General features: G+C 22.1%; 11 protein-coding genes. 10 read left to right on the top strand and 1 reads right to left on the bottom strand.

The window, feature by feature from the left end; all coding sequences use genetic code 4:
* Window positions 1-22 precede the first annotated feature (22 nt).
* The 8 genes from EXC47_RS01675 (at window position 23) to EXC47_RS03905 (ending at window position 7820) form a co-directional block, all read left to right on the top strand.
* Entirely contained in the window at window positions 23-697 is a 675-nt protein-coding gene (locus EXC47_RS01675) for a deoxynucleoside kinase (protein WP_129646511.1), read from the top strand.
* On the top strand, window positions 688-1332 hold the full coding sequence (locus EXC47_RS01670; RefSeq protein WP_129646509.1) for a deoxynucleoside kinase: 645 nt from the start codon (window positions 688-690) through the stop codon (window positions 1330-1332). Before EXC47_RS01675 ends, EXC47_RS01670 begins: the two co-directional genes overlap by 10 nt.
* A 22-nt stretch (window positions 1333-1354) precedes the next feature.
* A complete protein-coding gene (locus EXC47_RS01665) occupies window positions 1355-2173 on the top strand; it encodes an HAD-IIB family hydrolase (protein WP_129646507.1) in 819 nt (272 codons plus the stop codon).
* An 86-nt stretch (window positions 2174-2259) separates the two neighbouring features.
* Complete coding sequence (locus EXC47_RS01660) at window positions 2260-4830, top strand: hypothetical protein (RefSeq protein WP_129646505.1); 2571 nt, start codon at window positions 2260-2262, stop codon at window positions 4828-4830.
* Window positions 4831-4875: 45 nt separating this feature from the next.
* Entirely contained in the window at window positions 4876-5310 is a 435-nt protein-coding gene (locus EXC47_RS01655; RefSeq protein WP_129646503.1) for a hypothetical protein, read from the top strand.
* A 60-nt stretch (window positions 5311-5370) separates the two neighbouring features.
* Window positions 5371-6036, top strand: coding sequence for a (d)CMP kinase (gene cmk, locus EXC47_RS01650; protein WP_129646501.1), 666 nt, complete (start codon window positions 5371-5373; stop codon window positions 6034-6036).
* On the top strand, window positions 6037-7344 hold the full coding sequence (der, locus tag EXC47_RS01645; RefSeq protein ID WP_129646499.1) for a ribosome biogenesis GTPase Der: 1308 nt from the start codon (window positions 6037-6039) through the stop codon (window positions 7342-7344). It abuts the gene before it with no gap.
* 323 nt (window positions 7345-7667) lie between these two features.
* Complete coding sequence (locus EXC47_RS03905; protein ID WP_165255943.1) at window positions 7668-7820, top strand: hypothetical protein; 153 nt, start codon at window positions 7668-7670, stop codon at window positions 7818-7820.
* 1 nt (window position 7821) lies between these two features.
* Here EXC47_RS03905 and EXC47_RS01640 read toward each other — a convergent pair whose 3' ends face one another.
* Window positions 7822-8031: a hypothetical protein gene (locus EXC47_RS01640; RefSeq protein ID WP_129646497.1), complete on the bottom strand. Its 210-nt coding sequence runs from the start codon at window positions 8029-8031 to the stop codon at window positions 7822-7824.
* Window positions 8032-8164: 133 nt separating this feature from the next.
* On the opposite strand from EXC47_RS01640, the gene EXC47_RS01635 reads away from it, so the two are divergent.
* Both EXC47_RS01635 and EXC47_RS01630 read left to right on the top strand, forming a co-directional pair.
* The gene (locus EXC47_RS01635) at window positions 8165-8923 is read left to right on the top strand and encodes a hypothetical protein (protein WP_129646495.1); all 759 of its coding nucleotides are present in this window, start codon (window positions 8165-8167) and stop codon (window positions 8921-8923) included.
* Entirely contained in the window at window positions 8923-13842 is a 4920-nt protein-coding gene (locus EXC47_RS01630) for an MGA_1079 family surface serine endopeptidase (protein ID WP_129646493.1), read from the top strand. The genes EXC47_RS01635 and EXC47_RS01630 overlap by 1 nt, the downstream gene beginning before the upstream one ends.
* Window positions 13843-14177: the final 335 nt, after the last annotated feature.

Genomic DNA, 14177 nt, shown 5'->3' with positions numbered 1-14177 from the left:
ATTTTTTAATAAAAGGAGAAATATGTTAATAGGAATTAGCGGAATGATAAGTAGTGGAAAAAGCACTTTAACTAAAAAATTGCATGAATATTTTAAATCTTCTTACATATTAGAAGAATTTGATGAAAATGATGAAGTATTTAATACTTTTTTGAAATGATTATACGAAAAAAAACCAAATTTGTCAATAGGTTTTCAATCATATGTTGTAGAAAATCATACAACTAAATTAAATGAACTTATAAACAAATTTAATGATGATAATAAGAGTTGAGAAAAAGATCATATTATTTTAGATCGTTTTAGTATAGAACACTATATTTTTGCTAATGTAAATTTAAAAGTAAAAGGTGAAAAATATTTAAAAGGATATGATGCATTATTCACAAAGTTAATCACAAAGAATGAAACTCCTGATTTAGCTATATTTTTAAATATGACTTATGATACTTTTGAAAAAAGACTATTTGAAAGAGGTCGTGAAGTAGAAATTAACAATTATGAAAATAATAAAGAATATTTTACAAAGTTATATGAAGCATATAAAGATCTTTTTATAAAACAAGCCGAAAAATATAATTTGATTTATGAAATAATTGAAACAGATAATTTAAGTGAAGATGAAGTTTTAAAAAAAGCCTTAGAAATAATAAATAATCATAAAAAAGTATTAAAAAGAGGAAAAAAATGATTATAGCTATAAGCGGAATGATAGGTGCAGGGAAAAGCACCTTAAGTAAAAAATTAGCTAGTAGTTTTAAAAATTCGATTGTATTAGAAGAATTTGGTGAAAATGATGAAATATTTAACACTTATTTAAAATGAATATATAAAAAAAAGCCTAATATTGATATTTCATTTCAAGCTTATATAATTGAATATTTATCAGATTTTTTTAAAAAGTCAAAAGAAAACTGATTATTAAAAAATGAAGGTAATAAAGGATTTATATTTTTAGATAGATTTAATCTGGAACATTATATTTTTGCTAAAGTTACTTTAAAAAAGAAGGAAAATAAATATTTTGAAGCATTTGAAGCATTATTCAATGAAATAATAGAATATGATGATATACCTGATATTGCTTATTTTTTGGACATAGATTGATTTAATTTTAAAAAAAGAATATTTAAAAGAGGTCGTGAAGTAGAAATAAAAAATTTTCAAGAAAATGAAACTTATTTTCAGGATTTATTGAATTGTTACAAGAGTGAATTTATTTTATTAATGAAAAAATATAATATAAATTACAAAATAATTAATACAAATAACCTAACTGATTTTGAGGTTTTTGAAATTGTAAAAAACGATATTAAAAATACAATTATTTAATAATTAAATTTATAATTTTATTATGAAAAATATAAAATTAATATTTATTGACTTAGATGGGACAACAATTGATTCCATTAAAAATGGTAAAAAAAGAATAAGTCTAAAAAACAGAAAACTTGTTGATGAAGCAAGACAAAAAGGAATTAAAGTTGTTGTTTCAACAGGAAGAAAACCTGACGGTCATACAAAAGTATTATTAAAAGATATAGGCTCAGAAAGTGATTTTTTAGCATGGAATGGATCATATGTTGTACAAAATGGCATAGTTATAAAAAATGAATCTATTAATAGTGATTTAGTAAAAAAAATTATAAAATTAGTTGAAAAAACAAATTTATCTTTTATTATAAATTCTGACATAAAAAATAATTGTTTTACTAATAATAAATTTTTAAAATTTATTTTAAGTTTTTCAAAAATAAAAGCAAAAAAATATTCAGAATTTATTTTTGAAAAACCAATTTCAAAAATGATGATTTGAGATTTTAGCCCTAGAAAGATTAAAAAATTTTATGAAAATATAAAAAATGAATTTTCAAATGATTTAGAAATAGTTTTCACAGGTAAAAGAAATAATATGATTGAAATTACTTCTAAAAATTGCACAAAAGGAGATTCAGAAATATTATTTTGTTCTAATTTAGGTATAAAACCCGAAGAATGTGCTCATATAGGTGATACTGAAAATGATATGAGTGGAAACAAATTAGGCGTATTAATTTCAATGAAAAACGGGTCAAAAAGATTTAAAAAGACTGCAGATGTAATTTCTAAATATAATTATAAAAATGCAGGCTTAGGAAAAACTATAAAAAAATATATTTTAAAATGTAAGTAAAATTACATTTTTTGTTTTATTTGCTAAAAATAAAGTTTTATAATAAGCAATAAAGTGAATTATATTAAAAAAATAAAGGACATAAAATGAAAAAAAATAACAAAAAAATTATATTTTCATTAATAAGTAGTGCATCAGTTGCTTCTTTAGCAATTAGTTGTTCTATAGATGACGAAAAACCAGTTGAAAAACCTTCTTTTCCAGAAAAAGATAAAAAACCTGAAAACCCTAATAATGAAGGCATTGAATTAAAACTATCAAGAGAAAACGAGAAAGCGTTTATTACAAATGGAATGGTCACAAGAGACTTTTCATTAACTTTAGATTACTCATCAAAAACTAAACCATTATTTTTTAATGAGTCTAGCGATGAAAAAATTGTTGATGCTATAATAGAATGAAACATTATTTTAAAAGATGAGAAAAAAACAAAACTTACAGTAAAAGGCGAATCAATAAAAGCTAAAACTAGTTTTGTTGAATCTTCTAAAGAATTGAAACTATTTTTATTTTCACCAGTTCCTGCAATAGGTAATGACGAAAATGGAAATCCAGTTGAAATTGAAAGTTATTCTATAAAAAATATTGAAATTAAAAAAGATGATTTAGTTGAAAAAATTAATCTAGATAAAGAACTTGTTTCAGAACAATCGTTAGATTATTCTTTTCCTAAAGTTAAAGATGTAATTAAAAAAGATAATAAATTTTACATTGAGTTTGATAAATCAATCGAAGGCTTATCTTTTTCATCTATGCTTATAGCAATTGAAAATATTTCAGCTAAGAAATTGCCTGATGAAAATTATTCTATTAAAGTTTTAAATAGAAAAAATAGTGATATTAAAAATATTTTAGAAATTTCTTTGGTTAATATTGATCAGAACATTGAGTCTGTTAGATTAGGAAAATTATATGTTAAAAATTCTGATAGAGTTTATATTTATAAATTCAGTACATTAACACCTGGAAATGAAAATAAATTCGACGATATAAACATAACATTAAAAACTAAAAAAGACTCTGATATTGAAAATATTCCTATTTTTGAAAATCCTAATATTGATAAAGATATAACAGATGAACCTGAAAAACCTGCAGTTTATAAATCAGTTGTAATACCAAATTCTAGAATAGAAAGCGAAGCGTTTATTACTCAAAATAAAGTTATTAGAGAATTTAATTTTGAATTACCAAAAGAACAAAAACCAGAATTTATAAAAAACAATGATGCTTCTGAAAAAATTAAAGTTAAATTAGAATTTAAAGTAGGCATTAAGGGAATGGAAGAAAAAACAACTATTATTTCAAAAGAAATTAATTCATTTATTAAGTATTCTACCAGTGATAAAAAAATAATTATTAAAACAAATTCTCCAATACCAACATTAGCTATTGATTCTGAAGAAAGCAAAGAAATAATAAGCTATGAAGTTTCAAAAATATTAATTTTAAATGGCGACAAAACAGAAGAAATTTCATTACAAAATGTTACTCATGATGAAGTAAAGGATTACAAATCTCCTATTGTTAAAGATGTTATTAATCAAGGCTCAAAAATTTATGTTGAATTCGATAAAGATATTTCATCAATGAAATTAGCAGGTGTTTTAGTTTCTATAAAAGAACTTACACCAACAATAATGAATGATTCTGAATATACAATAAAAGTAGTAAAAAGAAATAGATCTGATATAAAAAATATTGTTGAGATTTCTTTAAATAAAGAATTATCTGATTTAGAAACCGCAAGAATAGGATTTTTATATTTAAAAAATGAAGATAGAATTTATTCTTATCAATTTAACACATTTTTAGGATCAAATAATAATAAATGAAAAGATGTGTTTTTTGATACAAAAGAAGCTAAACAAGGTGTTGATTTAAAAGAAGAAAGACAACCTGAAGAAGCTTTTGTTGCTAATACTTCTGTTTTAAGAGATTTTAATTATGAAAAAGTTTTAGAAGAAAAACCAACTTATTTAGAAAATGCTAATACTCCAACAAATAAATTTATTGAATTAAATTGAAAAGTTAAAGTAAAAGGATCTAATGAAGAAATATTAACAACAAGTGATAAAATAGATTCTGAATTTAAATATGATTCTGAAACAAAAAAATTAATTGTTAAATTTATTTCACCTATTCCTGTTGAAGCTTCAAGAGGATCAGAAAAACTAGAAATAGTTGAATATAAATTAGAATCAATAAAGATATTTAATAGTAAAACTGAATCTTCTTCATCAAATATTATTACTTTTGAAACTCCATTTGTTTCAAATAAAAATTTAGATTACTCATTACCTAAATTTTTAGATGTAATAAATCATGAAAAAGCTTTTTACGCTTCATTTGATAAAGACTTAAGTGATTTCACATTTGCTTCTAGATTAAATAAAAATCCTATATTAGGTCCTCTTGGTTTTATGCCTTTAGAAGATGATCAATATGAAATCAAAAAAGTAAATCGTAAAGGTACAATTATTAAAAATATAATTAAACTTTCACCAAGTGAAAATATATCAGATGACGTTAAATCAATTGGCTTAATAACAATTTATATTAAAAATGCAGATAGAATATATCAATATTTTATTGATACAAGAAATGCTAATAATGGCTCAAAAATACAAGAATTAGTAATTCAATTAGAAAAATAAAATAGATAGTAATTATATTACTGTCTTTTTTTATATAATTAAATTATGAACAAAAAGCCAATTAAAGAATTACAAAGCGTCTTTGATAAAAGTCAATATTCAAATGAAAACATGTTTAACAGTTTGATAAATAATGATATAGAATTAAGAAAAAATATAGAGATTTTTGAAAATATATTAGGTGACGAAAAATACTTTTTTAAAGATGCTTTCGATAAAAATGATAAATTTGAAAATTCTTTTAAAATTAAAGAATTAGATGATAGTTTTTGATTTCGAAATCTTGTAGAAATTAAAAAATTTAATCCTAAAAATGTAGAGAGCAATTACTTTAGACAAATTAGTTTTAGTTCTGGATTATATGACAATATTTTAGAAACATTAAATTCTGAAAATAATAAGAAAAATACAATTTATGATGATCATCAGCTAAATTTTGATGAAACAACAGAAATAATTATTAATAAAGTTGAAATTTAACTTTATTATTTTTTATTTTATTATTTATAATAATAATATTAAATAAATAAGGTAGGGATTATGAAACGAATAAATATAGCGATAGATGGCCCAAGTGGAGCTGGTAAATCAACTGTAAGTAAAGAAATAGCTCGTAAGTTAGGATATACATTTATTAACTCAGGAAGTGTTTACAGAGCATTGGCTTTGAATGCAGTTAGATTAGGAGTTGACCTTGATGATCAAGAGGCAGTTTTTAATTCTCTTGATAAAAGTGATATTTTTATAAATTCTAATGAAGAAGTATTTTTACATCAAGAAAATGTTAGTGTAGAAATAAGAGAAGATTTAATTTCCAAAGCTGCTTCTAAAATAGCACAATACGATGGTGTTAGACAATGGGTTGTTAAATTTATAAGACATATAACTGTTAAAGATAAAGGTTATATTATGGATGGTCGTGATACAACATTTAGACTTATGCCTAACGCAGAATTAAAGATATTTTTAAATGCTGATCCAAAAGAAAGAGCCATGAGAAGATATAAACAAAATTTAGAACAAGGTTTTGAAAGCGAATATGAAATCATTCTGAAAGAAGTTATAGCTCGCGATTATCAAGATACTCATAGGTCAACAGATCCATTACATAAAGTTGAAGATGCTATTGAAATAGATTGCACGAATATGACATTTGAAGAAGTGGTTGATTATATTATTCTTTTAGCTGGAGAGAGAGCAAAGTAAATGAAAAAAAATATTATTGCAATTATAGGAAAACCAAATGTTGGCAAAAGCACACTTTTTAATAGACTTATTGGAAAAAGAAGCAGTATAACATTTGATCGTCCTGGAGTTACAAGGGACAGACTTTATGAAACATTCACATGAAATGGTAAAGAAATAAGATTAATTGATACCGGTGGAATTGAAATTGAAAATAAACCATTCCAAGAACAAATTCAAATACAAGCAAAAATTGCTATTGAAGAAGCTAATGTAATAATATTTATGGTAGATGGCAATGGTGATATAACAAATGATGATAAAATGATTTTTAAATTATTACAAAAATCAGGAAAACCAATTGTTGTAGTAGCAAATAAATTAGATAATATTAGTTCTTTTGATTATAGTTGATATTCTTTAGGAGTTGAACACATTTATAGAATAAGTGCTCTTCATGGAAATGGTGTTGGTGATGTTCTAGATCAATGTTTGAAACATTTAAATCTTGATGAGGAAATTTCTAGCCCATATTTTAAGTTGTCAATAATTGGTCGCCCAAATGCAGGAAAAAGCAGCTTATTAAATTTTTTAAGTAAGGAAAATCGTTCTATAGTTTCTGAAATAGCAGGAACTACAAGAGATAGCGTAAAAAGTATTGTAACATTAAATGGTCAAGATTTTGAAATAATAGATACAGCAGGTATTACTAGAAAAAGTAAAATTGATGATCAAGTTGAATCACTTGCTTTAAAAAGAGCAATGAGTTCACTAGACGAATCTGATTTATCTATAGTATTAATTGATTCTACTCAAGAACTTTCTCATTTTGATGCTAGAATAATAGGGTATGCTTTAGAAAATAATAAACCAATTATTATTTGTGTAAATAAATGAGATTTAGTTGAAAAAGATACATACACTATGCATGATTTTGAAAAGAAAATGCGTAATAGATTTCACTTTGTTCCATGAGTTCCAGTTGAATTTATTTCTGTTAAAACAGGTTTAAGAATGCAAAAACTAATAGAAAAAATAACGCAAGTAAAAACAAATCTTGAAAGAGATATAAAACCAAGTATATTAAGTAATTTAATTAGAGAGACTCAATTAATTCAACCAGCAGCTCCTTATAATGGCGGCAGATTAAATATTTATTTTGTTCGTAAAACAGAAGATAAAGTTCCTACATTTATTTTCTTTGTTAATAATAGAAAATTTGTTCATTTTAGTTATCAAAGATTTTTAGAAAAACAAATAAGACAAGCTATTGATTATACAGGTTGTCCTATTAATATAATTTTTAGAAATAAATCAGGTTTAGAGTAATTTAAAAAATCAACAAAGAAATGTTGATTTTTTTATTTTTATTTAAATTGTTTTATTGCTTCATTAGAACATAAAATAGCTATTGTAGGTATTGTAGTTATGAATGAAGAAAAATAATATTTTGCATTCTAGTCTTTCATTTAATTTTAATACAACTTATTTTTTAGAAAAAAAGAAAATAGAGAAAATAATAATAATTTTCTTAAAAAATGCGTAAAAATATTATAAAAATAACATTTTTATAAAAATTAAAAAATGATAAAATAAAAAAATATATATTATTCATCAAAATTTTAATAATATGTTTATAAAAAAGGAACAAAATGAAATTAAAAAACATATTACTTCCGATTTTAGGAAGCAGTGCAATAGTTCTTTCATCATGTAGTAAAAATGATGAAAACGTTCAAAAAGAACAAATTAAAGAAAAAAAGAAAATGTTTATAATGAAAATAAATTATTTACAAATAAAATAGATTATTCAAAGAAAGAATTATCATTTAAAGAAATTAATGATATTAAAGAAAGTAAAATTTTAATTTTTACAAAAATAATTAAGACAGAAAATGGAAAGATTTGAAATAAAAGCGAATTACCTACAACAGTTGAAATTTTAGATAATGATAATTTATTAAACAAAAGTGTTAATTGAATTTTAGAAGATAATTCTACTGCTGCAACTAACAATAAAATAATTTATGGTGATGTTGAAGGATATGAAAATATTAAAGCAAAACTAATTTTTTATACTGATTATACTTATATCGATGATTCTAATTTAGAATTACTAGATGATGGTCTTAATGTTGATACTTCAACTTTGACAAGAGCTGAACGTCGTGAATATAGTATTCATATACCTAAATTACCTAAATTGATAGACCGTGGCGATAATTCTGAATCTAATCAATCAGCATGACATAACTGAGAAGATTTTAATTATGCAAATGCACAAACTTATTTTATTTTTAAATGAACAAAACCAAAACAAGTTTCAAGAATGGATATTACGCTATTAGATTTTAAATCAAATCAAACTGGTAATCCAGTGAAAATGCCTACAAATATTACCATTCAGACTTCTGAAGATGGAAAAAATTGAGTTAATGTTAATAATCAAGACAAAGCAAATCAAGAAGATTTTCCACCTTTTAAACCACATCATAAATGACAAGGAACTTTTGCTGCGCAAACAATTAATTTTGATAAAACTACAACTCAATGGATTAAAGTAAAATGGACACCTGCTAGAAATAGTCAAAATCAAAGTCTTTCTATATATGTAACTGATGTCAAATTTTTTGGTTCAAATACAGTTGAACTAAAAAATAATGTAAAAACAGACATTTCTTTAAATTCTATATCGTTAAATAACGAAAAAGCAACTTTAAACGAAAATGGTCAATTCGTTATGAATAATGTTTTTGATATAAAAAATTTAACTTTTGAATATATAGGTAAATATTTGGATATAGCTTTATTGACAGAAAATGAAAATCAAAAAAACTATAAAATAGCTATTTATAATGAATTAAGTAATTATAAAATTTATGACTTAATTATTAATAAAGGACAATAATGAAAAATAAAATATTAATAACTTCTTCTACTTTATCAATAACATCAGTTTTAACAACTTTATCATGTTCTATTAATGATTCAAACTCTTATAACGATTCAAAATATAATGATGAGAAAAAGGAAATAAATGATTATTTTTCTTTAAATGATTTTGAATATTTTAAAGGTGTTAAAAATTCAATTTTTGAAAGTATAAATTTAGAAGAAAATATAAACTATAATTTTAAAAATTTTGTTAAAGATATAAAAAGCTTTTTAGATATTTATAAAAATATAATTAATTTAGAATTAAATAAACCTTATTTTGAAACAAATAATAAAGAAGAATTGAATGAAATCAATAAAGAATTATTAAGATTAGATAAATTGATAAATAATACATATATAACTTTTTCAGATATAAATTCTAAAACTGTTGAAGATATAAAAAACGTTTATGAAAAACTTTTAAAAATAAATAATCAAATTTTTCAAGATAATTTAAAAATTGAAAAACAACTTTCTTATATTTTTGATAATATAAATAATGAGAAAATAAAAAAAGTCTTTATTGATAATTTAGAAAATTACTATAAAACAAACTTTTTAGAAAAATCTGTTTTAGATTTATTAAAAATAAATAGAAATTTAGATTTATTAAATTGATATTTAAAAAATGATGAATTAGCTAATTCAAACGATGAAAAAATAGTTAATATTAGAAACAGGTATGAAAACATTGATAATTTAATTGATAAAAATAATATTATTGAATCAACACTACAAATTGTTAATGAATTAATAAACGAAACAAAAAATTACATTTTAAGTAATAATGTTATTTTAAGTTCTTTAAAAGAAAAGAAAAATGAAGTAACTAATTTATTAGAAAATAAAGTAAATAATTTTGAAAATTCAAAAGTTGAAGAATTAAGATTCAAAATTTCAAGTGCTACAAGTTTAATTGAATTAAATAAAATAGTAGATGAAATTTTAGAAGCGAATAGTAATTTAGTAGATCAAGCTAAAACTGTTTCAATCAATAAATATGAATCAGTATTTGAAAATAATATTTTAAATAGCATTTTAAAAGTTGTTATTAATAATGTTGAAACAAATGAGGAACTAAATCAATTAGATTCTAAATTAGAAAATATTAAGACTGTTTTTGAAGAATTAAAAGAAAAAATTTCTAGTTTTAACTCAAATAATGTTAAAGGAAAAACAACATTTGATTTTTACAAAAAAATGGTTGATATTAGTAATAAATTTTTCGAAAATAACTTAATAAATATAAATTTATTTGATTTAGAAAATGAATACACGTTTTTATCTACTTCTTTGAATGAAATAAAGGAAATTATTAATAATGATTCTTCTTTAAATGATCAAAGAAGTTATGAAGATGTTTTACGAGAAGAAACTCAAAGTGTAGTTTATGATTTAAATCCTAATATATCAAAAATAGAAAAAGATAAAACAAATCTTTATTCAGCTAATATAACTTTAAAGAATAGTGATATCTTTTTAACAAATCCTGATACAAAATATTTCGATTATAAAATATATGATTTAGAATTAGAAAATTCAAATAAAAATACATTAATTATTAAATATGAAGTAGTATTAAAATCAAACAAAGAAAGTAAAGTTTTAGGCACTTCAAGATTAGAATTTCAAAGTAATATATCAGAAATTATTGATAATGTAACATTTACTAATATTGATCAAATTTTTTCTATTGATTATTTTGAAATTTCAAAATTTTCAAAAAATGAATGAAATAATTTTAATATTGATGAACAAAAACAATATATAAAATTAAAAAATAATTCACTTTCAAAATATTTTACTTTTGACATAATTAAAAATTCAGCTGAAATCGAAAACAAGTTAAATTATGATATTCAAGTAAAATTTAATAATCAAGTTATAAAAACTTTTACTTTATCTTCAGAAAATAATATTGTTTTTAGAAATGAGTCTGAACAAAAAGAATCTTATATTGATAAGGTAAATAAAGAAAAAATAATTTCATTAATAAATGGAAATATTTTAAATATTCTTGAATTAACTTCTATTAAAAAAACATCTACAAAAACTCATAGTCACTATTTGGCTTCACAAGTTAAAGAGGCTTTTGAAAATGAATATGAATTACCAAAATTTGGTAAGTATCAATTAGCAATAAAGGATTTAATTTCCGCAGATAATAAAAATGGTAGTGCAAGAGTAACATTTTGATATACGGAAAATGGAAATATGGCAGAAATTACTTCAGATGCAAACTTAAATTCAAAAATTAAAAAAATTGATAATTTTAGAATGGAAAATTTTGAAGATATTTCTCCAAAAAATAATAAGTATTTTACAACTGATGATTTTAATAGTACCAATACAATCCCTGCTGAAGATTTAGAAATAATTAACACTTTAGATGAAACAAACTTTGATTTAAGAAAGGCTGTTGGTAAAGTTATTTCGGATAATAAATATATATGATATAAATCTATAAATCCAAAGAACTTTTTAGAACAAGAAGCTTTTACTAAACTACAATACTTTTTTAAATTAGTTTCTTCAACTGATAACAAAGGAATTAATTTAGAAAATGAAGATTATGTTCCATTTAATGCAGGAATTTATGAAAAAGATTTATTGGTAAAAAACGATACAGAAAATATTAATAAACTTAATAATAAATATCACATTTTTTATTATGATATAAAAGAAAATGGAAAAAGAGGTTTGAAATTTAAAGTAGCTTTTATAGATAAAACGAACACAAATATTAGATACGCTTTAAATAAAGAATTTTCTTTTATAAACTTAGTTAATGATTATGAACAAGTTTTATATCCTGAAATTATTTTAAATAATATAAAAGGTAGTGATTTATTAATTGACAAGAGTATTTTATCTTCTAAAACAGCAAATGAGTTTTTAAATAATTTAGAAGAATTAGAACAAGCTATTTCAATTAACAATATTAATGGTAAATTAATTTATAAAAATTTTGAATTTGGCGTTAATAACATTAAAATAGCTCAAATCAAAAAAATAAACAATGATGAAGCCTTTATTCGCTTTAAAACTACAAGACAAAATTGAAAATTTGAAAACAATAAAGTAATTAATTTTAAAGAGGAAATTTTAGGAAACACTTGATATAAAGTAACAGGTTTTAGAAAAAGCGAAGTAAATAAATCTAGTGAAAAATTGGATTTTTATGATTCTAACTTAAATACAGTATTTTTAGAAAATAATTTAGTGTATAGAAAAAGAATTTTAGAGCCTAATTATAAAGATTTAATTTGAAATTTAGACAAAACTAATAATGTAGCTTATTGAAAACTTGATAAGAAATATTTAGCAGAGACATTTTTTAAAAATAATGCACAAAATAGAAAAATTTCTTTCCATTTTTATGCAAATAAATTTATTAATGACTTTAATAAAACTAATAGAATACTTTCAAATGAATATGGAATAAATGCAAAAATTGATTTTGATGATTTAATTTCAAAAGGAAGTTTAAAACAAAAAATAAACTTTAGTCCAGAAAAAAATATTCCTAGTTATGATATAACAATTACTTTTAATTGAAATAATGAAACAGGAATTGAAGTTTTTATTTCTTTAGATAATAAAGAACAAAAAATTATTATTGACTCGCCTGATTTAGTTAAATTTGAAAATAACCAAGTTTATGAAGCGAATAAAGCATTCTTGATAATGCCAGCTGGTGTTAAAACAATTATAGAGTATGAAAACAATGTAGAATATGAAGAGTTTAATCAATACACAAACCAATTCAACTATAACAAAGTAGATTACAATCAAACTAATCAACCTATTTTATTTTACAATGATGAATTAAAATTAATGAATACATCGTTTTATAATCCAAATCAAAATGTAAGATATAACTTACATAATGGTTATAAAATGAACGCTGATCATATTAGAATAAAAGAATGAAAACAATGACCGTTAGTTAATACAATAATGGCTAGAACTATGCGTTATACTAACGGTACAGCATCCATGATAGGAAAATTAAACAATGATCCTAAAGATGGAAGATTTTATTTTTTAACTAATCATCACGTTCAAGGGATGGATGATAAAATTAACACTTGAAACGATTATTCAGGAGAAAAATTCTTAAAAGACTACGATAACAAAGGTGATAGAGTATTTAAATTCTACTTTACAGTACCTTATGAATATGTTGGAAACAATTTATTACCTGGACCAAATACTGATGCTCAAAGCTTTAATTATGTAGGCGGATATAGAGAAAAACAACAAGGTTTTAATGTTACTACAAAAGTTATTTGAACAGGTAAAGAACAATTAAGCAAAGACGGTAAAAAAGTAGACAATGCTGACTTATCAATTGTTATTTGAGATATAAATCCTATAATAAAAGCTATGAAGAGACTAGGTAGATTTCAAGTAGTTAAATATTTAGAAAATTGATTTAAACTGCCTCAATTAAAGTTTGATTTTGAAAGTTCTAAATATGGATTTATTCCAGGTCCAAATATTAAAGATTCAGCACATATAGGATTCCCTTTAGGTGATCAAACAGGTTATATAAATCATAGACCAAATGTTTCAGAAAAAACATTACCTATTAAAATACAAGATGATTATTCATTTGTTAGAATTACAGGTGGTAATTCTGGTAGCGGATTCTTTATTGATGACAATAGATATATTTCTACATTATATGGTGGTATTCTTTCAAAAGAATTATATGGTAGAAATTACGAAACAAATGAATACAATTATTTAGGTATAAATTGAAATAATGAAGATCCTTTAACTTTATTAAATAATAGATCATTTGGATCGCAAATATTAAGAGCAAATGTGTTTGATCCAAATTCATATGATATACCTTGATTTTATAAAACAATAGAAAAATAAAACTATCGCAAGACTTAAAGGTTTTGCGATTTTTTAATAAAAAATATGAAAAAATGTGCAAATCGATTTAAATATTCAACAGCAGTTTATAATATTTGTATAAAAGTTTATATAAAAATCAATAATAGTTTTATTAAACTTTATTTTTTTTATATATTAATTTAAAAATTTAAATTAAGGAGTCATTGCATGTTAGAAAACATAATAAATAAAGATTAATTAATAAAAAATATTAATAATTGAAAAGAAAAACTTTTAGATTTAACTTTAAAAAATAAAAGTTTAAATATGAAAATTTTTAATAGCAAAACTATACCATCTAAATTAAAAATTAT

This window comes from Mycoplasmopsis maculosa (genome assembly GCF_900660665.1).
GTDB classification, from domain to species: domain Bacteria; phylum Bacillota_I; class Bacilli_A; order Mycoplasmatales; family Metamycoplasmataceae; genus Mycoplasmopsis; species Mycoplasmopsis maculosa.
The sequence above is the reverse complement of the archived record's forward strand: the minus strand, read 5'-3'. Positions and strand labels throughout refer to the sequence as shown.